The sequence below is a fragment of the Aquimarina agarivorans genome, assembly GCF_000218485.1.
GTDB lineage: Bacteria > Bacteroidota > Bacteroidia > Flavobacteriales > Flavobacteriaceae > Aquimarina > Aquimarina agarivorans.
The window spans coordinates 1-21,069 of sequence record NZ_AFPB01000063.1; the positions used below are offsets into that span (position 1 = coordinate 1).

Sequence of the window (21,069 nt, forward strand, 5' to 3'; positions counted from 1 at the left end):
ACATTTAACTTTTTAGTCAATTTGTATACTAAATATTTTTTTTGTTAATTTGATGTTAATATATAATGATTATTTGATGGGGTTTTGTTTGTGAAAACCATTGAGTAACAGTTTTTTCAAAAAACTCAACGAATTGATATTCATTATAAGCGGGGCTTGGTAATTTTAAAAAAGTTTTTTGCTATCTTTAATAGAAGTAATGTTATTTTGAATAAGAATATATCAGGATCGTGAATCAGAGTGAACTACAAAAAGCTTTAAAAAAATATTTTGGATTCAGTCAATTTAGAGGGTTGCAGGAACAAGTAATCAAAAGTTTACTCAAAAAAGAGGACACTTTTGTTATTATGCCTACTGGTGGTGGCAAATCATTATGTTACCAGTTACCTGCGCTAATGAGTGAAGGTACCGCAATTGTAGTATCTCCTTTAATTGCATTGATGAAAAATCAAGTTGATGCTATTCGAAGCATTTCTTCTGAAAACGGAATCGCTCATGTTTTAAATTCATCCTTAAACAAAACTGATGTTGCTAACGTAAAAATGGATATTTCAAATGGAGTAACCAAGCTGTTGTATGTTGCTCCTGAGTCATTGGTTAAAGAGGAGTATGCGGAGTTTTTGGCATCTCAAACTATTTCTTTTTTAGCCGTTGATGAAGCGCATTGTATTAGTGAGTGGGGACACGATTTTAGGCCGGAATACAGAAACTTAAGACGCATAATCAAAGGTATCGGTGATAATATTCCAATTATAGGACTCACTGCCACAGCAACTCCAAAAGTTCAGGAAGATATTTTAAAAAACTTAGGAATATCTGGAGCAAACACCTTTAAAGCATCATTTAACAGACCTAATTTATTTTACGAGGTACGTCCTAAAACAGCCAATGTTGAAACGGATATTATTCGTTTTGTAAAACAGAATTCAGAAAAAAGTGGCATCATTTATTGCTTAAGCAGAAAAAAAGTTGAGGAATTAGCTCAAGCATTGCAGGTAAATGGAATAATTGCAGTGCCTTATCACGCAGGCCTTGACGCTAAAACAAGAGCAAAGCATCAGGATATGTTTTTAATGGAAGATATTGATGTGGTAGTCGCAACCATTGCATTTGGAATGGGTATTGACAAACCTGATGTGCGTTTTGTTGTACATTATGACATTCCCAAAAGTATTGAAAGTTATTATCAGGAAACTGGTAGGGCGGGGCGTGATGGTGGCGAAGGGCATTGTTTGGCTTACTATGCTTACAAGGATATTGAAAAGTTAGAAAAATTTATGAGCGGCAAACCTGTTGCTGAGCAGGAAATAGGGAATGCCCTATTGCAAGAGGTGGTTGCTTTTGCAGAAACGTCCATATCCAGAAGAAAATTTATTCTCCATTATTTCGGTGAAGAATTTGATGAGACAACTGGCGATGGGGGCGATATGGATGATAATGTTCGTAACCCTAAAAAACAAATTGAAGCAAAGGTTCAAGTAGCACAATTACTGCATGTGGTTTCTAAAACAGGAGGAATATACAAGTCCAAAGAAATAGTAAATACATTAATAGGTAAGGAAAATGCTATAATAGTTTCCCACAAAACACAAACGCAACCTTTTTTTGGAAGTGGAAAGAAAAATGAGGATAAATATTGGATGGCGTTGATCCGTCAGGTAATTGTAGCTGGTTTTTTAAAAAAAGATATTGAAACTTACGGAGTATTGAAAATTACACCTAAGGGTAATGAATTCATTAAAAAGCCGCAAAGTTTTATGATGACCGAAGATCATTGTTTTGAGGATGCGGCTACTGCAAATGCCACAAAATCTGGAGGTTTTACTACGGATGAAGTGTTGTTGAAAATGCTAAAAGATTTACGTAAAAAAGTAGGAAAAAAACGAGGGGTACCTCCATTTGTTGTATTTCAGGATCCGTCATTAGTGGATATGACCCTTAAATACCCTATTACAGTAGATGAGTTGTCAAATGTACATGGCGTAGGTGAAGGAAAAGCAAAAAAGTTTGGAAAAGATTTTTTAAAACTCATCGCCGAATATGTAGATCAACATGATATTATCCGCCCCGATGATTTTATTGTAAAAACTACAGGTGCAAATAGTGCTCTCAAGTTGTATATTATACAAAACGTAGATCGAAAATTGCCTTTAACTGATATTGCAGATGCTAAAGGAATGAATATGGAGGATTTTATCACCGAAATGGAAGCCATAGTTTATAGCGGTACTAAGTTAAACATTGATTATTGGTTGGAAGACTTGCTTGATGAAGATCAGCAAGAAGAAATTCACGAGTATTTTTTAGAAGCCGAAACCGATAATATAAAGGATGCGCAGGAAGAGTTTGAAGGAGATTACGAAGAGGAAGAGCTCAGACTATATCGTATAAAATTTATATCAGAAGTGGCAAATTAGGCAGCCTGTTTTCAGATAAAAGGTTGAAGGTAGATGCACTATATAGGTTGCTTTTAGGCTTAATTTTATTATTTACTATCCTTTTTATACTATACTATTTACTAAGACTGAGCACCAATTACCAAAACTAAATATTGAAATGTTACCTCTTACTTTCTGTATACACTTGTCCGCGGTGTGGTTTTAAGGCGTTTCTTACTGGTTTCATTTCATTTTCTTCTACGACTAAATAAGCAAGACTATGCATTTCAGTGATGTTTTCAGTTCCTGTGATTTGTAAGGAGAGGTTTTCTAAAACGGCAAATTCTTTTAGGTGAATTTCATGGTGTTGTGCAGTTTTACTGGCAGTAGGACCTTTAAAGTCCCATATGAGTTTTAGTTTGCGATTCATGGGTTGTGTTGTTTATTCTTAAATATTATGATCTTTTGACTTGGTCTTTAGGATAAATAATTGTTGTTTCTTTCATTAAATAGATTGCTATTTGTAATAGTAATTACTTAAAATAGTTTTTTAAAAAGTAATGTAATTTGAAATCAACTTGTCAAACCTACGAATATTACTATTTTTGTACGATTAATTAGTTAAGAAATTTTTAGTGAAAGGACAACAGGTCAAATTTTTATTAATAATCGCAATTTCAACGATGATGGCTTCTTGTCAATTATTTGAAAGTAAAACTGACGCGCGCGTTATCGCAAAGGTTCACGATGCTTTTTTATATGAAGATCAACTGAAGGAGTTCAATATCCCTTCTGGCTTGACCGAAAAGGATAGTGTAGCTTTATTAACGGAATTTATTGATAATTGGGCAACAAAACAATTATTATTGTATGAGTCTAAGCAAAATATGACCCAAAAGAAACAAGATCAGTTTAATAAATTAGTGGATGACTACAAAACGGATTTGTTTGTTAGTCATTATGAAAACGGGTACGTTCAAAAAAAATTGAATACAGTAATTTCCGAAACTGAAATCAATCAATACTACGAAAAGCACAAGCAAAGTTTTCTATTGAAAGAGGATTTGGTGCAAGCAAGATATATTCATTTGCCGTTGAGTTATACAAACACCTCTGCCACAAAAAAATTATTCACTCGTTTTAAAATTGAAGATAAAACAGAGTTGAAAAAAATTCAGCTTGGGTTTAAAAAAGTAGATTTAAATTTAGAAAATAAATGGCGTACGTTTGATGAGTTATTGACTTCCATTCCTAGTATTGGTAATTTTAAAAAGAGTTCATTATTAGTACCAAATAAATTTTTTCAGTATAAAAATGATGAAGGTAAATTTTTAGTAAAATTTGAAAAAGTATTATTGGTTGGAGAGCCAGGACCAGTGGTTTATGTAAAGGAGACCATTAAACAAATAGTATTAAACAAGCGAAAGCTTAAATTGAAGAAACAACTTGAAAAAGAAATCATTAAGGATGCATTACAAACAAAAGACTATACAATTTTTGAATAAAACAACCCTATTTATAGGTTTTTGTTTTGGAGTTTCAGCTGTTGCACAAGAAATTGTAATTGAAGCGCCTAGTGAAGCTGTGGAGGAGAAGAAAGAAGAGGCAATTGCTGGGCGACAGAAAATTGACGGCATTGTGGCAGTAGTTGGTGATTTTATAGTGCTGGATAGCGATGTAGATAAAGCATATATTGATCTTAAAAATCAGGGAGTTTCTATATCTGAGATCAGTCGTTGTGAATTGGTTGGGAGTTTATTGGAAACTAAACTGTATACACACCATGCCATTCAGGATAGTATTCCAATTTCAGATCAACAAATTCAACAACAGGTAGAGCAGCAGTTGGATTATATGAAGAAGCAGCTGGGTAATGAAGAAAAGGTTTTAAAGTTTTACCGTAAGGATAATATTATTGACTTTAAAAAAGAATTATTTGATTTGGGAAAAAATCAACGATTATCCCAATTAATGCAGCAAAAGGTGGTTGAAGAAGTGACTGTAACACCTGATGAGGTAAAACAATTTTTTAATACTATACCAAAGGATGAACGTCCTTTGATTGATACCGAAATTGAAATTTCACAAATCGTTATAAAGCCAAAACCATCAAATGCAGAAATAAAAGAAACGGTTGATCGATTGAACGAATTTAGAACCGATGTGCTTGAACATGGTGCTAGTTTTGCAACAAAGGCAGTATTGTATTCTCAAGATCCTGGTTCACGTTCCAACGGGGGTAAATACACAATTTCTAGAACTGATCCCTTTGCTAAAGAATTTAAAGATGCTGCATTTAGTTTGCAGGTAGGTGAGGTAAGTAAACCTTTTAAAACTGATTTTGGGTATCATATTGTAACGGTTGATAAAATTAAAGGACAACAAGTTGATGTACGACATATTTTATTGATCCCAGAAGTGAATACTACTGATTTGCAAAAATATGAAGCACATGCAGATAGTGTGCGTACTAGAATTGTAGAAAATAAAATAAAATTTGAAGAGGCAGCAAAATTGTACAGTGATGAAAAAGAAACAAAATCTGACGGCGGAAAGCTAATTAATCCAGTAACTCAGGATACTCGTTTTGAACTTACAAAAATTGATCCTATATTGTACGGACAAGTATCTAATTTAAAGGAGGGTGAAGTTTCTAATGTGATTGAAGATAGAAATAGAACTGGAGGCAAATTTTTTAAAATCATTACCGTGTCAAAAAAATATCCAGAACATGAGGCAGATTATGCTCAGGATTATTTAAAAATTAAAGAATTGGCCTTAAAGCAAAAACAATTAAAGGCAGTTCAAAAATGGCAGGATGAAAAGATTGTGGATACTTATGTTAAAATCAATGAACCTTACCTGAAATGTGATTACAATAGTAACTGGGTAAAAAATTAAACTGAATGTCAGACGTAAAATCTGTTGAGCAACTAGTAAATAAGCACGCTCAATTAAAAAAAGAAATTTCAAAAGTAATTATAGGGCAGGAAGCAGTAATCGATCAGATACTGCTTTCTGTTTTTGCAGGTGGTCACGCATTGCTAATTGGTGTGCCTGGTTTAGCAAAAACGTTAATGGTAAATACCATTTCGGAAGTGTTAGGTTTAAATTTTAAGCGCATTCAATTTACCCCTGATTTAATGCCTAGTGATATTTTAGGTAGTGAGATTTTAGATGATTCCAGGCAGTTTAAATTTATAAAAGGTCCTGTTTTTTCTAATATTGTATTAGCTGATGAGATTAATAGGACACCTCCAAAAACCCAAGCCGCCTTGCTTGAAGCTATGCAGGAAAAATCAGTAACGGTTTCAGGAAAACGCTATGAGTTGTCAAAACCTTATTTTGTACTGGCAACACAAAATCCAATTGAGCAGGAGGGTACTTATCCGTTACCAGAGGCACAGTTGGACCGTTTTATGTTTGCTATTCAGTTGGATTACCCTACGTTTGCTGAGGAGGTGGCAGTGGTAAAAAGCACCACTGGTGTTAAAAAAGAAAAACTGCAAGCATTGTTTACAGCAAATGAAATTATTGAAATGCAACAGCTTATACGTCGTATTCCAGTAGCGGATAATGTAATTGAATATGCTGTAGGTTTGGTGACAAAAACAAGACCAAATACAGCATCGGTATCAGATATGATTGCAAAATATGTTGATTGGGGAGCAGGTCCAAGGGCTTCGCAAAATTTGATTTTGGCAGCCAAAGCACATGCGGCTATTCAAGGCAAATTTTCGCCTGATATTGAAAACGTACAAGCGGTAGCCGTTGGTATTCTAAGGCACCGTATTTTACGAAATTACAAAGCAGAAGCTGAAGGGGTAAGTATGGAAACTATTATTAAGAGTTTGTTTTGAGGATGCTACTTCTGAAAAAAATAAAAAAAGAGGTTTAAAACTAGTAAACCTCTTTTTTATGCCATTTTAAACGTTAAAATTAATACCAGTATATAATAGGTATTTGTTAATTTACCACAAACTTTTTCGAAAACGCGTCAGAAACTAAAATGTAGGTACCGTTTGATATAGTGTCCAATTTAATAGTAGCTCCGTTTCCAGTGATTATTTTTTTTCCATCCAAGGAATGTATGGTGTACTTAAAATCATCAGACATGCCATAAATAGTAGCTATTCTTTGTGTACTATTGTATTCAATTTTAATTATGTCTTTTGCTGACGCTCTTGAAAATTGATTTAAATCTAAAGTAGGTTCATTGTCATTTATGTCTACAGGAGGGGTTCCGTTGTAGCCAGTTTTATTTTGTTTTGTAATTGATAGTACCAAATAGCCATTTTTAACAGTTGCATTTGGAGGTATAAAATCAGATTGATTTTCATTGAAGGTATGGTTTGCTTTGATCCAAAAATTAGTATCAAATGAATTAAAATTATCAACCCATTGTGGTGTTGAAGAAAATTCAGAGCCATTCCAATCATAAAACTTAATCCAGTTGACAAACATATGTACTGGTAGGATATTGTTATCAAAACTACCAACCCATTCAGGGATATTTGGGTTCCAAATGTTAAATCTTAAGGAGGCTGGATCATCAATATCATTAGCTTGCCCGTTGATTACTTCCCGTATTTTAACATCGTTTACCTTCCAAGTAACTGAACTAGGTTTCCATTCAATACTATAGGTGTTGTAATTATCTGCTAAATTGCTTTGTTGGTGTACGCCTTCAATTCGTGTTAGGTTTAAATTTCCTTGTCCGCTAATTGAGTTTGACTGCCAGGCATTTGAGCCATCTTTGCCAAAAATTTCTATATCTATTTCTTCCCAAAATGTATTAGCTTTTTCTGAACCATTTTTAAAGGTGAAAAAATTAGAAATGATACCACTTCCTTTAGCAGCTAGCATTCTAACTTCTATTTTTCCGTACTGGTATTGCGATGCAGTGTAAACTTCAGCAGCTTTATAAGGTTTGTTTTGAGCAGTAGCAATGAAGCAATAAACGGAGCTAATGACAAGTGCAATGGTTGTTTTATTCATAACAGTGATTTGTGTGTGTTCTTAAGAACATTTTTTTTATATAATATTGTTTTTCAAATTAATTTGTTGATAGTGTGATGTTTAATAGGGGTTAATGCGTTTGTATTTAGTAATGACGGTTCAAGTATCTGTGGAGTAAGCTAAACTGCAATTATTGAACAAAAATGGTAAGCCAAGTTCTGAATCTTTTAAGTTTGGGGTTATTCGCCAAGAGAAGATAAGGCCTGCAAAACGGCTTGTAAAAACAAAAATTTGGTGTTGTAAAAAATAAAATGAGAGGTATAAATTAAATGTGTTTATGTAAATAGAAAAGTAGAGCTTCAAAAAAAAACAAAAAGTCAGTATGCTATAAATGATAATTTTAAAGTTTGGTAATTTTAATTGTCGAGTTATTTTAAATTGAATGTGTGATTTAGTCCCTAAACAATTAAAATTTGAAAAATTTATATAAAATAGTATTCGATTAAAAATAAGGCATAATGCTAATAAAAACCGTAAATTTGCACCACTTTTTACATCGCTATTATGAGAACAAAATCCCTGAAAAAGAATAAGATTAATGTGGTTACATTAGGATGTTCAAAAAATGTATATGATTCTGAAGTGTTAATGGGTCAATTAAAGGCTAATAACAAGGACGTTGTTCATGAAGAAGAAGGGAATATTGTAGTGATAAATACCTGTGGATTTATTGCAAATGCTAAGGAGGAATCCATTAATGCGATCTTGGAGTATGTGCAAAAGAAAGAAGAGGGTGATGTGGATAAGGTATTTGTAACTGGATGTCTTTCGGAACGTTATAAGCCAGATTTGCAAGAAGAAATTCCTAATGTTGATCAATATTTTGGAACTACAGAACTACCACAATTGCTAAAAGTTTTAGAGGCAGATTATAAACATGAATTAATTGGTGAGCGATTAACAACCACCCCCAAAAATTATGCTTATTTAAAAATAGCTGAAGGTTGTGACAGGCCGTGTTCATTTTGTGCTATACCGATAATGCGAGGAAAGCACAAATCAACTCCAATGGAAGATTTAGTGATTGAAGCTGAAAAGCTAGCGGCAAGCGGAGTTAAGGAGTTGGTGCTAATTGCTCAGGATTTAACTTATTACGGTCTTGATTTATATAAAGAACGTAAACTTGCCGATTTATTAAGGGCATTTGTAAAAGTAGAAGGTATCGAGTGGATTCGATTACATTACGCTTTTCCAACAGGTTTTCCAATGGAAGTGCTACAGGTAATGAAGGAAGAACCTAAGATTTGTAATTATATTGATATTCCTTTGCAACATATTGCGGATCCGATATTAAAATCCATGCGTAGGGGAACAACAAAAGCTAAAACAACGAAACTATTACAGGAATTTAGAGCTGCAGTTCCAGAAATGGCTATTAGAACGACACTTATTGTAGGATATCCTGGGGAAACACAGGAAGATTTTGAAACATTACGTGATTGGGTGAAAGAAATGCGCTTTGAGCGTTTGGGATGTTTTACTTATAGTCATGAAGAAAATACACATGCCTTCAATTTAAAAGATAATGTGCCTGAGGAAGTGAAAATTGCTCGTGTAAATGAGATTATGGATATTCAATCGCAAATTTCATGGGAGCTGAATCAGGAAAAAATTGGTAAAACCTTTAAATGTGTAATTGACCGTAAGGAGGGGGAGCATTTTATAGGTCGTACCGAGTTTGATTCTCCTGATGTGGATAATGAAGTGCTAATTGATGCTTCTAAATTTTATTTAAAAACAGGGGAGTATGTAAATGTTAAAGTATTTGACGCCGCTGATTTCGATTTATTTGCAGAACCGCTATAAATTTGGACATTTTTTTGCTATTTGATATAATAGTTTTTTTAAGAAAAAACTAGGCTATTCGTAATTCAAAATTTGTAATTTCGACAGTATATCAAAATAGTAATTATGCCGTCAGACTGTATTTCGTTTCAAGAAACAGGATATTTTTCTTCGCTTATATGCGATTATTTAGATCAAAAGGAAAAAATAACTCCATTTTACGAACGATTTCCTAATATTGGCAATTTTAGAGCCCAAATTCAAGAAAAACAACAGTCGTTTACCAATAACAATAGAAAAGTATTGGTAGATAGCTTAAGAGGGCAATACACAAAACTCAACGTATCTACTCAGTCAAATAGTAATATTGAGTTGTTATTGCGTGATAGCACATTTACAATTACTACCGGACACCAGCTGAACTTGTTTACCGGACCACTGTATTTTTTATATAAAATTATTTCTACCATTAATCTTACGGAGAAATTAAAAAAAGAATACCCAGATTACGATTTTGTGCCTGTGTATTGGATGGCATCAGAAGATCATGATTTTTTAGAGATTAATCATTTTACGCTTCACGGAAAAAAAATTAGCTGGAATAAAGCCGAAGGTCTGGAAAATGCGAATGGATACGTAGGAAATTACGATACTAAGGGCCTAAATGAGGTTTATGAGGTGTTAGAAGCAGAACTTGGTGGAGGAAAAAATGCGACTTATCTAAAACAACTGTTTAAAAAAGGATACCTGGAACATGATAATTTAACTGAAGCATCACGATATATTGTGAATGAATTGTTCGGAATGTACGGTTTAGTTATAATTGATGGAAACGATGCAAAATTGAAATCACTATTTATACCAACGCTAAAACAAGAGTTAACTAAAAATACAGCATTTGCTAGTGTTACTAAAACTACTGAAAAATTAACAAGTTTAGGATATAAAGCACAAGTTACACCGCGTGAAATCAATTTATTTTATGGTGTTGCAGGTTACAGAGAGCGTATTATTGAAGCAGAAAATAACAGTTTTGCTACTGTTGATTATAAGTACATTTGGGATTCTACAGAAACAATAATCGCTGAAATAGATAAATACCCAGAGCGTTTTAGCCCAAATGCTTTGATGCGTCCTGTTTATCAGGAAGTAATTTTACCTAACCTTTGTTATATAGGTGGTGGCGGTGAGTTGGCGTATTGGTTTCAGTTAAAGGATAGTTTTAAAGCTTTCGGTATTCCGTTTCCTATACTATTATTACGTAATTCAGCATTGTTAATATCTAAAAAACAAAAGACTAAATTAGAACAACTTTTTGTTTTACCGCAAGAATTGTTTATGAAACCTTCCGAGTTAATAAATTATAAAGTAAGGCAAATTTCGGATATAAGTATTGACTTTGCACCTCAAAAATTGCTTTTAGAAAAACAATTTAAAGCGTTAAAAGTATTAGCAGTCCAAACAGATAAAAGTTTTATAGGAGCTGTAAACGCACAGTGTAAAAAGCAACTCAAAGGATTGGATAAATTAGAGAAACGCTTGTTAAAAGCACAGCGTTTAAAATTATCAGATCATGTATCTAGGTTGACAGCAATCCATAATGAATTATTTCCACAGCAAAGTTTGCAAGAGCGGAAATCAAATTTTTCTGAATTTTATTTGGATTATGGTGAAAATTTAATTCCAGAATTAAAGCGTGAGCTAGATCCTTTAAAGCAAGATTTTTCTCTCATTTTTTTATAATTCTTCAGGATTAACTACAAAGGTGTTGTTATACATTTGTTTTGTAGCTTTTTTCATAATAATAAATAGTTATTTATGAAATAAGGGCATTTAATTTTTCGTTATTACAAAAGCTGTAATTATTGAAAAACGAAAATTTGATGTCCTAAAAGATACTTAACCTATAAATTATCACATCATGAAGATACGATTGTTAGCCATTTTTTTGGTGTGCTATCATTTGGCAACTTCTCAAAATAAAGTATTAGTTTTTCATAAAACAAATGGATTTGAGCACTCATCTATTGCCGATGGGATAAAAATGATAGAAGATTTAGGAGACGCAAATGGTTTGTGGTCAACCGAAAGCACAACCGATGCTTCGGTGTTTAATGAAGATAATCTTTCAAATTATAAAGTTGTTGTTTGGTGTAATACAAGCGGAAACAATCTTTTAAATAATAGCCAACAAACTGCTTTTGAAAATTTCATTAAAAATGGAGGAGGGTTTGTAGGTATTCATGCAGCAACGGATACTTACCGAGATAAATCTTGGCCATTTTATAATGATTTAGTTGGAGCAATTATTCAACGTAATCCAAACCATACTAGGAATAATCATAGCAATACCATGGATGTTACTGAGGTTAATAAAAATCATCCAGCGGTTAGTTTTATCAACACTACTTGGGATAAATCTGAGGAGTATTATTATTGGAAAAATAACGGGGGACAATTATTTTCAGGAAATAAAAATCTTTTAGTGGTTAGGGAAACTACAGGTTCAAACGGAAGGAAGAATGATTACGATGAGGTAAGACCAATTTCGTGGTTTAAAGAATTTTCAGGCGGAAGATCTTTTTACACAGCTTTAGGGCATAATGGAAGTGATTACAGAAACAACGATACTTTTATCAAACATGTAGAAGAAGGGATTAAATGGGCTGGAAATTTAAGTGATGCCGTTTTGAGTACTGATGATTTTGAAATTAATTCTCCAGAAAATCAAGTGTTTGGGTCGCCAAACCCAGTAACAAATGTGCTTACTATTAATGGGCTAACAGCTGAGCTTACTTATGATTTACATGTTCGTATTTTTGATATGAGAGGGAAACAAGTACTATCGCAAGCACTAAGTGTATCCGTAAATACTATAAATTTTTCATTTTTAGACAAAGGAATTTACTTTGTAAAATACTCCAATACTGATATACCATCTCAGCGTATTGTTAAGCAATAAAGAGAGTTCTACACCAATCCTTTTGGACTATTTTCAATTGAAAAAACTAGTCTTAAATACTTTTGTCAGTATTTCAAAAACTGTTATTGGTTTTATTTATTTATTAGTTTGTGTAATAATTTTGAATTACAATGAGTGCAATTGGTTTGTTAGATGTTTTAAGGAACAATAAAATTACCATCCCATACATTATTTTCTAACCTAAATGAAGCTCTTATATGATTGGGGCGTTTGATTTCTAAATAATCAATTTTGGAAAATGTAAAAGTAAGTTTGCAAAAATGGATATACTCTTTTTGGTAAGCAACATCCTTTGGGTGATTAATTTCTGTTCCTGGTGCTAAATTAGTAGTGTAGTCGCGTTGCGCTTTTTCTGAAATCGTATCCCATAATTCGGAGTTAACGTTAGTTTCAACGGAAATTGAGCCTTTCAATTGTATTTGTTTCATTTGTTCGTAATTGTAAAATAACAATGAGGCATTGGTATTTTTTATAAAATCAGTTACTTTTTTCGTACGGCTGTCGGTGTAAATAGTAATACTGTTATCGTTAATGTTACGAACAACTACCATACGTTGGATTGGTATTTGTTCAGAAACACTAGCTAAACAAGCATATCTATAGGGGTGTTTAGGCGTTTTTATTCCCGTATTGAGCTCGTTAAATAATTTAACTAATAACTTTTTTGGCATGTTGTGTAAACTTATGGGATTAAATAAAACCGGTTCTGATTTTAATTTGGGTGACTTAATTTCGGAAACGGTAGCATACTCTAAGATAAGGTATTTTAATTTTTTAAGTCTGAAAATTTTAAAATACAATTATCTAGTGATGTTAAATGGCATAGCCATGGTAGGTAAGCCACTCATTTAAATTATTGGTTTTGAAGCTAAAGAAAACTTAAACGCAACCACAACTATGCTATTGTTTTATTTTAAAATATGTGGTAATAAGAATCATTTTGAACGAAAAACCTAATAATAAAATAAAGCTACTACACATTTTGACTTTTAACTTTTGATACGGTAATTATAGTAATTATTTTAGTTTATAAAGCTGCTTTAATTTGTTTGTAAGTATTGGAATTATTTTTTAGCTCACTATTTTACAGGTTTTAATTAAATAGTATTTTTGCCCATGCAAAATAATGTCCTTATCCTAGATTTTGGTTCGCAATACACACAGTTAATTGCGCGCAGAGTTAGAGAACTCAATATTTATTGTGAAATTCATCCTTTTAATAAGATTCCTAAAAATCTTTCTGAATTTAAAGCCGTAGTGCTTTCAGGATCACCCTCTTCGGTAAGGAGTGATGAGGCTCCGCATGTGGATCTTTCGGAAATACGTGGTAAAAAGCCTTTATTAGGCGTGTGTTATGGAGCACAGTATTTAGCGCATTTTCATGGCGGCGAAGTAGCACCTTCAAACACGCGCGAGTATGGTAGAGCTAATTTGTCATACGTAAATAATGAAGATTTATTCTTTAAAGGAATCAACACGGGTTCTCAAGTATGGATGAGTCATAGTGATACAATTAAAGCATTACCAACTGGTGGTGTACGTTTGGCAAGTACACATGATGTTGAAAATGCAGCTTACAAAATTGAAGGAGAAGATACATATGCCATTCAATTTCATCCTGAAGTGTATCATTCAACTGATGGCAAATTATTACTCGAAAATTTTTTAGTAAAAATTGCTGACGTATCACAAGAGTGGACTCCAAATTCTTTCGTTGAAACCACGGTAGCGGAATTGAAAGAAAAAATTGGAACCGAAAAAGTGATTTTGGGCTTAAGTGGTGGTGTAGATTCTACAGTTGCAGCAGTTTTGTTGCATAAAGCTATAGGTAGTCATTTGCAGTGTATTTTTGTAAATAATGGCTTGCTTCGTAAAAATGAATTTGATAGTGTGCTTCAACAATATCATGGCATGGGCTTAAATGTAAAAGGAGTAGATGCTTCGGCACGCTTTTTGGAAGCCTTAGCAGGAGAAAGTGATCCGGAACGCAAACGAAAGATTATTGGAAAATCATTTGTAGATGTTTTTGATGACGAATCAAAGTTGATTGATGATGCCAAATGGCTGGCACAAGGAACCATTTATCCTGATGTTATTGAGTCTGTTTCAGCAACTGGTGGACCCTCGGCTACTATTAAAAGTCATCATAACGTAGGAGGATTGCCTGATTATATGAAATTAAAAGTAGTGGAACCTTTACGTACATTATTTAAAGATGAGGTTAGAAGAGTTGGAGCATCGCTCGGCATTGATCCAGAACTTTTGGGACGTCACCCGTTTCCAGGACCAGGGCTGGCAATCCGTATTTTAGGAGATATTACAGCTGAAAAAGTAGCCATTTTACAGGAAGTTGATGCTATTTTTATAAATGGATTAAAATCAGAAGGCTTATACGATAAAGTATGGCAGGCAGGAGCAATATTGTTGCCCGTAAATAGTGTTGGTGTAATGGGGGATGAGCGTACTTATGAAAAGTGCGTCGCATTACGCGCAGTAGAAAGTACTGATGGAATGACCGCTGATTGGGTAAATTTGCCTTACGAGTTTTTGCAAAAAACATCCAATGCGATTATCAATAGGGTGAAAGGTGTTAATAGAGTTGTATATGATATTAGCTCAAAACCACCAGCAACTATTGAGTGGGAATAGTAATTAAAGTAATTTTAAAGTTGAATAAGTCTATTTATTAAAAGGTAAAAATAGGCTTATTTTGTTGATTTTATAGGTATTAATATAAAGTGTATATTGTTTGACAAATTATAAGTGTATGAAAAACATTTGGACACTGCTTGTTGTTTTATTGAGCTGCATTCAGTTTACTCAAGCGCAGTTTAATTTTAAGCAACATAAGGTTGAAAAAGGTGAGGATGTATATTCCATAGCAAAGCTTTACGGAACAACCCCTGATGCTATTTACAACTTAAATCCAATGGCAAAAGAGGGTATTCAACCCGATACTTTTATAGTGCTTCCAAATGTAGTTGCTCCACCTGAAAAATTTGTTGAAGGCATAGTTTTTAAAAAACACAAGACTAAAAAAAAGGAAACCTTATACAGTATTTCCCGAAAATATACAGTGTCAGTTGATGATATTAAAGAGTATAATACTTTTTTAGAATCGGATCCACTTCGTAAAGGAGATATTTTGAAAATCCCTTTGCCCGCTCCTAAGATGAATAAAGTTGTTCGGAAATTAGGGGGCAAAAAAAAATCAGATACAGATGGATTAGTAAGTAAAAATTCTGCAAAAGCGACAAAAATTTATACCGTACAACCCAAAGAAACCCGATACGGCATAGCCCGAAAGTTTGGTATAACAATTCCTGAATTGGAAAACATGAATCCAAATTTAGGAGAAGATTTTCCTATTGGGATACAAATTTTAGTACCAGCAGAAGTGTCTGATGATTCAACTAATACGGATCAGAAGTTTAAGCTATACCAAGTTATGCCAAAAGAAACGGTGTATAGCTTAACGCGAAGATTTGAAATTAGTTCTGATTCGTTAGCAGTGTTAAATCCAGCTGTTAAGGACGGACTTAAGGCAGGTATGATATTGCGTTTACCTAACTTAGATGATTTAAACTTGACTAGTAGTGGAGTGCTAATGAATTTAGAGAACAGAATTAGTTACCCCAACACCAAAAATATAGCAGTAATGCTTCCTTTTGGGATGAATAAAGTTGATTTTGATGAAGAAGATGAAGTAAAAGAACACATTAAAAAAAGTAAAGTTGTTCGGTTAACGGTAGATTTTTATTCAGGAATACTATTAGCGGTTGAAGCAGCCAAACAAAAAGGAATTAGCGTAAACTTGGATGTCTATGATACTCAAAAAAGCGATGCAGTTGTTAGTAAATTAATAAAAAGTAAAAATTTGGAATTAAGTGATGCCATAATTGGTCCACTTTACAAGAAAAATGTTGAAAAAGCAGCGTCTTTGTTAACAGCGACAAACACACCAGTATTATCTCCAATTTCAAATAAAGTAGATGCTAAGCTAAAAAATTTGTTTCAAACAGTGCCTACCGCTGCAGTGTTGGAGGATAAAATAATTGCTTTCGTAAAAAATTATACTTCTGAAAAAAGCATCATTATTATTGCGGACAAAAAGAATGCCGCTATCAAAGAAAAATTACAAACAGCTTTTCCTAATGCAAAGGTTTTAGATCCTGAAGAAGAAAATTTTATTACAGAAACAAAGTTAACAGAAGCTTTAGGGAAGCCTGATGATAAAAAGAAAACTTTGGTATTTTTAGAATCGGCAAACATGCAGTTAATCAGCAATGTGGTTCCTTTTTTAAACGCCAAAGCAAAATCGCATAAAATCACGCTTTTTACTACAAATAAATCCAATGCTTATGACAATGAGTCAATTTTAAATACGCATTTGTCAAATTTAAAATTCCATTATCCATCCATGCAAAAGGAGGTGGATACCACTAAACTTTCTGAATTTTATAAAAATTATAAGTCTAAGTATGGCGTTATGCCCAATCATTATGCGGTACGTGGTTATGATTTGGCTTACGATTTATTGTTGCGTTTGGGATCTTCATTTGATATTTATGAGCAGGCGAGCCAAAATTTTACCACAGAATATAATGAATATAAATTCGGTTACGTAATGAGTCCCGAAGGAGGTTATACCAATGCAGCTTGCTATATCATGCGTTATGCTGAAGGGTTACAATTTAAAGTAGTAGAATAATGAGGGTTTTTGCGTTTTTATTGTTTTTTTCAATTCAGTTAGTTGCTCAAAATAATGAAAATAGTACTAAAAAAAGAGTAACATACAGCCAGCAACCTAAATTAACTTGGGAATCATTCAAAGGATTTATGCCATCCAATACCGATTTTGCAGCAAGCGTAAACACAGGTATTGGTTTTAAATGGAGCTATTCTACAAATCAGAATAAAATAGACCTACAGTACGAAGTGGAAAGCTATGTACAACCTTATTTTTCATGGGTTGATGAAAACGAAAAAGATGTCGAACTTTTAAAACACGAACAACTTCATTTTGATATTACCGAGCTTTTTGCTCGTAAATTTCGCAAACGATTGGACGAATATGAATTTGGAAGAAATATTAGAAAAGCGATGCAAAAAATCCATGGTGATATAGAATTTGAACGTATTCAAATGCAGGAAGCTTACGATAGTGAAACCGCGCATTCAAAAAATGAAGAACAACAGCTTATCTGGGAACTAAAAATAGCCAAATTATTAAAAGATTTCGAAGCGTATTCCGAGTAGTTACTATATGGAAGATCAAAAACAATTTCTTGTAGAATTAGCAAAAGCGAAAATGCCTTTCGGTAAATTCAAAGATCGTTACTTAATTGATTTGCCTGAACATTACATTGTTTGGTATAAAAACAAAGGGTTTCCTAAAGGGAAGTTAGGTTTGCAAATGGCTAGTGTGTACGAATTGAAACTAAATGGATTGGAAGATATCGTAAGAAAAATTCGACCTACATAGTGCACCTTCTATATCAAATTCTAACAGCAAAGGGTTGAATATGCTTATAACATAGAGAAAGCTGTATTTTATAACCATCACTTTTACTGTCCAATTCAGCTAAAAATTACGAAGCTAGCATTTTTAATTTGTTAGTATCAGTGGCTATGCTCGTCTATTTTTATATGAAAAAGATTATATGTATACTTTTTGTAGCAGCAGGATTCGTTCATACAAATGCGCAGGAGCAAGCAAATGTAGTTTTGGAATTATTTACTTCGCAAGGATGTAGTAGTTGCCCCAGAGCGGATCAATTATTAAAAAAAATAGCAGAGAGCGATCAATCAGATCGCATTATCACATTGGCATACCATGTCGATTATTGGGATCGATTGGGATGGAAAGATCCGTTTAGTAAACAGGAGCATACTGAATATCAATACAAATACGGGAAAAAATTTAGGGGAAATTCTATATACACCCCACAACTGGTGATTAATGGAGATCAACATATTGTTGGTTCCGACGTAGCAGCACTACATGCATCACTAAATAAAATAAACACTATTCCGCTTCCGCTAGAAATTAAGCTTACTAATGTGCAAAAGGAAACAGAAAAAATAAGTGTTGATTATAAGGTGAAGCATGGTGTACAAACTCTAGTTAGTTTTGCACTGGTTTTAAAAGAAAATTTAACTTCAGTAAAAAGAGGGGAAAATAGGAATAGGGTGTTGACAAACACGCATATTGTTTTAGATAAAAAAGTAATATCCATAGGAAACCACTATTCAGGAACTATTTCATTTGATACTTATCCAAAGTACGATTTTGAAGATTTAGAAATTGTTGCATACACTCAAAACAATAAACTTTCAGTTACAGGGGCTACTAAATTGGCTCTTTTTTAGTAGTTTTAGTTACTTTAAAACTAGACCTTGATGAAAAACGAGTTGACAACACAGGATTTTAAAAATATTGCAGCTCAATTACGCAAACCTGAAGGAGAAGCAGGTAGAATAATTGCCGAAAAAATGAATGAGGGCAATAAGTCAATGAATTTGCACACTATTGCAGTACTAAATCCTGAACCCAACGATCAAATACTTGAAATTGGCATGGGAAACGGGTTATTTGTTAAAAATATAGTAGCAATGAGTAGTTCAATTAGATACACTGGAGTTGATTATTCAGAAACGATGATACAGCAAGCATCGGAAATTAATAATCAGTTTATAGTTGATGATAGGGTCAATTTCGTAAAAGCAGATATTCAAAATTTGCCATTTCCTTCCGCTGCATTTACAAAAATAGTAACGGTGAATACGTTTTATTTTTGGGAAGACCATTCCTTAGTGTTATTGGAGTTAAAACGTGTATTAAAACCTAATGGTCAGTTAATACTGGCTGTTCGCCCCAAAGAAAATTTAGAGAAATTTCCAGTGACTAACTATGGTTTTTCAAAACATTCTAACGATGAAATTATTGCATTATTAAAATCTAATGGTTTTTCAGCCATAGAAATTACTGAAATAAAAGAGCCCACTCAAGAATCTTTTGTGGGGGGGGCTGAAGAGAGAGAAACTTTAATTTTAAATTGTAAACTTTGAATAAAATATTGATAATTAGAGGCCTGTTTCTTTTCAGTTGTATGAAATTTATATTAAAAAACACTATTGTATGAGTACTAAATAGTCACTTTTTTAATATAATAAATATATGATGTATATTAAAAATGATGCCAATTGCTCTGATAATGTGGGAAATTGGGGAGTGGAGGTTTAAAAGTATGTATGTTGCTTAATTCTAGCAGTTGTTTTCTAAAACCTGATTACAAATCTTATTTCTTTTTAGGTTTTCCAGCCACAAAATCTTTTAAGTAGTAGGGTTCAAAATAGGCAACATCATCAAAATCTTGATTTTTAAACTTTTTATATCCAAGCCTACCGAGTTGTTTTGCAGAAGGTAATTTATCCATTAAAAAAACTGCATTTTGGTGCGTGCAAATTTCTTTAAATTTTAAAACTCCATTGCCAATAAAAATGGTTTGCTTTGTGTTAAGCAACTCATTAAAACTGGTTTCATCTAAAATTTTAGCGTGTGTTGGCGTTATGCAATTAAATTGCTCATCAAAAGTGGCGGTATATACTTCCATTCGGCGAGCATCAAGCATCGGCACAATGTATGATGTTGTATTTATTGTAGATTCTGCTTGTAACGCCAAACTGCTGAGTGTGTTTATTGTAATTAAGGGGATATCTAGTGCATAACACAATCCTTTAGCAGTAGACACGCCAATTCTAAGTCCTGTGTAAGACCCAGGACCTTTACTAACCACAATGGCATTTAGTTGCTGTAGTGAAACTTTAGCGTCAGCCATTAGTGCTTCAATAAAAATATGAAGACTTTCGGCATGAGAATAGTTTTTATTATTATCCTCTTTTAAAGCCACAAGTTTACCTTCTAGCGAAAGCGAAACGGAACAATTTGTTGTACTGGTTTCAATACAAAGTAAGTAACTCATGTAATACGTTTAGGGAACAAATTTACAAACTAAACTGAAATTACTTTTTCATACGGTCCTTAATTAAACTATAGAATTCATCAAATTGAGCGTCAATAATTATTTGTGTTACCGTTTCCACGCCAGAAGTGTTGTGTTCTCCTTTACTAACAGCAGTTAATCTTTTTGGATCAATTTGATGATCAATTTGTAAACTGTTGACAATTGATGCGGCCTGGCGCGCACTTAAATCCCAATTATTTAAGGCTTTTTCGGTTTTAAAATCAATAGCATTGCTGTTTCCTTCAACAATAATTTGATAGGTTGGATTTGCAGTTAGTACTTCAGCAATTTTTTGAATACTCATTTTGCCCTTTTCGCTTAAGGTGCCATCCGTATCAACTGTTTCAAATAGCTCTGTATTTGGAATATGGACTACCAATTGATTGTTTTGGATGCCTACTTTGCCAATGGCATTTAATTTTGCTTTGAAAGTTTGTAATTGACTTAAGCGTGTTTCTTCAGCACTTGTCAGCGCATCATTTACTACTTTTAATTGAGCATCTTTTTCCTTAATAGTTTTAAGACTGGACTCTACATTTTGGGTTTTTTGTTTTGCAACTGATGTAAAATTATTGATTGTTTTTAGTAAAGTTTCATTTTCTAACTTAACTTCATCCAACTGGCTAGTAGCAAAATCAAGTTTAGAAAGTGTCGTTTTATTATTACTTTCTGCTTTATTTGCTCTTGCTTTTTCTTGATTTAACGATGTTTTTAGCTTGCTAATTTCATCAAGTAAGTCTTTCTTTTTTTGCGCAGTAATTATAGTGCAACCAAATATAAGTAGTGGTAGTATAAACTTTTTCATTGTTCAGTATGATTTAGAAACCCGAAAGTACTATTTTTCGTTAATATATTAAATGAAATTATTTTTTGATTA

18 protein-coding genes are annotated in these 21,069 nt (G+C 33.1%); 13 read left to right on the forward strand and 5 right to left on the reverse strand.

All coding sequences use genetic code 11. The features are described from left to right. The first annotated feature begins 230 nt into the window (after positions 1-230). A complete protein-coding gene (gene recQ / locus GMC_RS0102820; RefSeq protein ID WP_010520704.1) occupies positions 231-2,417 on the forward strand; it encodes a DNA helicase RecQ in 2,187 nt (728 codons plus the stop codon). A gap of 142 nt (positions 2,418-2,559) precedes the next feature. Here recQ and GMC_RS0102825 read toward each other — a convergent pair whose 3' ends face one another. Beyond that, on the reverse strand, positions 2,560-2,808 hold the full coding sequence (locus GMC_RS0102825; RefSeq protein WP_010520705.1) for a hypothetical protein: 249 nt from the start codon (positions 2,806-2,808) through the stop codon (positions 2,560-2,562). Positions 2,809-3,013: 205 nt separating this feature from the next. Between GMC_RS0102825 and GMC_RS0102830 the strand changes: the two genes are divergently transcribed. The 3 genes from GMC_RS0102830 to GMC_RS0102840 are packed head-to-tail and all read left to right on the forward strand — an operon-like array spanning position 3,014 to position 6,238. Beyond that, positions 3,014-3,883 carry a hypothetical protein gene (locus GMC_RS0102830; RefSeq protein WP_238527905.1) on the forward strand — a complete coding sequence of 290 codons (870 nt, stop codon included), beginning with the start codon at positions 3,014-3,016 and terminating at the stop codon, positions 3,881-3,883. After that, positions 3,846-5,279 carry a peptidylprolyl isomerase gene (locus tag GMC_RS0102835; protein WP_010520707.1) on the forward strand — a complete coding sequence of 478 codons (1,434 nt, stop codon included), beginning with the start codon at positions 3,846-3,848 and terminating at the stop codon, positions 5,277-5,279. The genes GMC_RS0102830 and GMC_RS0102835 overlap by 38 nt, the downstream gene beginning before the upstream one ends. A gap of 5 nt (positions 5,280-5,284) precedes the next feature. Further along, positions 5,285-6,238, forward strand: a complete 954-nt coding sequence (locus GMC_RS0102840) for an AAA family ATPase (protein ID WP_010520708.1) — start codon at positions 5,285-5,287, stop codon at positions 6,236-6,238. A 106-nt stretch (positions 6,239-6,344) separates the two neighbouring features. Here GMC_RS0102840 and GMC_RS0102845 read toward each other — a convergent pair whose 3' ends face one another. Continuing rightward, on the reverse strand, positions 6,345-7,376 hold the full coding sequence (locus tag GMC_RS0102845) for a family 16 glycosylhydrolase (protein ID WP_010520709.1): 1,032 nt from the start codon (positions 7,374-7,376) through the stop codon (positions 6,345-6,347). A 525-nt stretch (positions 7,377-7,901) separates the two neighbouring features. Here GMC_RS0102845 and rimO point away from each other — a divergent pair. The 3 genes from rimO (at position 7,902) to GMC_RS0102860 (ending at position 12,144) form a co-directional block, all read left to right on the forward strand. After that, the gene (rimO, locus tag GMC_RS0102850) at positions 7,902-9,203 is read left to right on the forward strand and encodes a 30S ribosomal protein S12 methylthiotransferase RimO (RefSeq protein ID WP_010520710.1); all 1,302 of its coding nucleotides are present in this window, start codon (positions 7,902-7,904) and stop codon (positions 9,201-9,203) included. Positions 9,204-9,308: 105 nt separating this feature from the next. Continuing rightward, positions 9,309-10,925 carry a bacillithiol biosynthesis cysteine-adding enzyme BshC gene (gene bshC, locus GMC_RS0102855; protein WP_010520711.1) on the forward strand — a complete coding sequence of 539 codons (1,617 nt, stop codon included), beginning with the start codon at positions 9,309-9,311 and terminating at the stop codon, positions 10,923-10,925. Between the two features lie 178 nt (positions 10,926-11,103). Further along, entirely contained in the window at positions 11,104-12,144 is a 1,041-nt protein-coding gene (locus GMC_RS0102860) for a ThuA domain-containing protein (protein WP_010520712.1), read from the forward strand. Between the two features lie 158 nt (positions 12,145-12,302). Here the strand turns inward: GMC_RS0102860 and GMC_RS0102865 are convergent, their stop codons facing one another. Beyond that, positions 12,303-12,836 carry a pyridoxamine 5'-phosphate oxidase family protein gene (locus GMC_RS0102865; RefSeq protein ID WP_029489570.1) on the reverse strand — a complete coding sequence of 178 codons (534 nt, stop codon included), beginning with the start codon at positions 12,834-12,836 and terminating at the stop codon, positions 12,303-12,305. Between the two features lie 445 nt (positions 12,837-13,281). Here GMC_RS0102865 and guaA point away from each other — a divergent pair, with 445 nt between their 5' ends. The 6 genes from guaA (at position 13,282) to GMC_RS0102895 (ending at position 19,236) form a co-directional block, all read left to right on the forward strand. Then, positions 13,282-14,814: a glutamine-hydrolyzing GMP synthase gene (guaA, locus tag GMC_RS0102870; protein ID WP_010520714.1), complete on the forward strand. Its 1,533-nt coding sequence runs from the start codon at positions 13,282-13,284 to the stop codon at positions 14,812-14,814. 118 nt (positions 14,815-14,932) lie between these two features. Continuing rightward, positions 14,933-16,876 carry a LysM peptidoglycan-binding domain-containing protein gene (locus GMC_RS0102875; protein ID WP_010520715.1) on the forward strand — a complete coding sequence of 648 codons (1,944 nt, stop codon included), beginning with the start codon at positions 14,933-14,935 and terminating at the stop codon, positions 16,874-16,876. Then, positions 16,876-17,424, forward strand: coding sequence for a DUF922 domain-containing protein (locus GMC_RS0102880; RefSeq protein WP_010520716.1), 549 nt, complete (start codon positions 16,876-16,878; stop codon positions 17,422-17,424). Before GMC_RS0102875 ends, GMC_RS0102880 begins: the two co-directional genes overlap by 1 nt. A 7-nt stretch (positions 17,425-17,431) precedes the next feature. Further along, positions 17,432-17,650 carry a DUF3820 family protein gene (locus tag GMC_RS0102885; protein ID WP_010520717.1) on the forward strand — a complete coding sequence of 73 codons (219 nt, stop codon included), beginning with the start codon at positions 17,432-17,434 and terminating at the stop codon, positions 17,648-17,650. Between the two features lie 164 nt (positions 17,651-17,814). Further along, positions 17,815-18,537 carry a DUF1223 domain-containing protein gene (locus tag GMC_RS0102890; RefSeq protein ID WP_010520718.1) on the forward strand — a complete coding sequence of 241 codons (723 nt, stop codon included), beginning with the start codon at positions 17,815-17,817 and terminating at the stop codon, positions 18,535-18,537. A gap of 30 nt (positions 18,538-18,567) precedes the next feature. Then, entirely contained in the window at positions 18,568-19,236 is a 669-nt protein-coding gene (locus tag GMC_RS0102895) for a class I SAM-dependent methyltransferase (protein ID WP_010520719.1), read from the forward strand. 230 nt (positions 19,237-19,466) lie between these two features. Here the strand turns inward: GMC_RS0102895 and tsaB are convergent, their stop codons facing one another. Both tsaB and GMC_RS0102905 read right to left on the reverse strand, forming a co-directional pair. Beyond that, positions 19,467-20,150, reverse strand: a complete 684-nt coding sequence (gene tsaB, locus GMC_RS0102900) for a tRNA (adenosine(37)-N6)-threonylcarbamoyltransferase complex dimerization subunit type 1 TsaB (RefSeq protein WP_010520720.1) — start codon at positions 20,148-20,150, stop codon at positions 19,467-19,469. A 40-nt stretch (positions 20,151-20,190) separates the two neighbouring features. Then, the gene (locus GMC_RS0102905) at positions 20,191-20,997 is read right to left on the reverse strand and encodes an OmpA/MotB family protein (RefSeq protein ID WP_010520721.1); all 807 of its coding nucleotides are present in this window, start codon (positions 20,995-20,997) and stop codon (positions 20,191-20,193) included. Positions 20,998-21,069 lie beyond the last annotated feature (72 nt).

Coding starts and splice junctions, on each gene's coding strand:
- GMC_RS0102825 (WP_010520705.1), bottom strand. CDS start 2,808: ATGAATCGCAAACTAAAACTCATATGGGACTTTAAAGGTCCTACTGCC.
- GMC_RS0102835 (WP_010520707.1), top strand. CDS start 3,846: ATGCATTACAAACAAAAGACTATACAATTTTTGAATAAAACAACCCTA.
- GMC_RS0102840 (WP_010520708.1), top strand. CDS start 5,285: ATGTCAGACGTAAAATCTGTTGAGCAACTAGTAAATAAGCACGCTCAA.
- GMC_RS0102845 (WP_010520709.1), bottom strand. CDS start 7,376: ATGAATAAAACAACCATTGCACTTGTCATTAGCTCCGTTTATTGCTTC.
- rimO (WP_010520710.1), top strand. CDS start 7,902: ATGAGAACAAAATCCCTGAAAAAGAATAAGATTAATGTGGTTACATTA.
- bshC (WP_010520711.1), top strand. CDS start 9,309: ATGCCGTCAGACTGTATTTCGTTTCAAGAAACAGGATATTTTTCTTCG.
- GMC_RS0102860 (WP_010520712.1), top strand. CDS start 11,104: ATGAAGATACGATTGTTAGCCATTTTTTTGGTGTGCTATCATTTGGCA.
- GMC_RS0102865 (WP_029489570.1), bottom strand. CDS start 12,836: ATGCCAAAAAAGTTATTAGTTAAATTATTTAACGAGCTCAATACGGGA.
- guaA (WP_010520714.1), top strand. CDS start 13,282: ATGCAAAATAATGTCCTTATCCTAGATTTTGGTTCGCAATACACACAG.
- GMC_RS0102875 (WP_010520715.1), top strand. CDS start 14,933: ATGAAAAACATTTGGACACTGCTTGTTGTTTTATTGAGCTGCATTCAG.
- GMC_RS0102880 (WP_010520716.1), top strand. CDS start 16,876: ATGAGGGTTTTTGCGTTTTTATTGTTTTTTTCAATTCAGTTAGTTGCT.
- GMC_RS0102885 (WP_010520717.1), top strand. CDS start 17,432: ATGGAAGATCAAAAACAATTTCTTGTAGAATTAGCAAAAGCGAAAATG.
- GMC_RS0102890 (WP_010520718.1), top strand. CDS start 17,815: ATGAAAAAGATTATATGTATACTTTTTGTAGCAGCAGGATTCGTTCAT.
- GMC_RS0102895 (WP_010520719.1), top strand. CDS start 18,568: ATGAAAAACGAGTTGACAACACAGGATTTTAAAAATATTGCAGCTCAA.
- tsaB (WP_010520720.1), bottom strand. CDS start 20,150: ATGAGTTACTTACTTTGTATTGAAACCAGTACAACAAATTGTTCCGTT.
- GMC_RS0102905 (WP_010520721.1), bottom strand. CDS start 20,997: ATGAAAAAGTTTATACTACCACTACTTATATTTGGTTGCACTATAATT.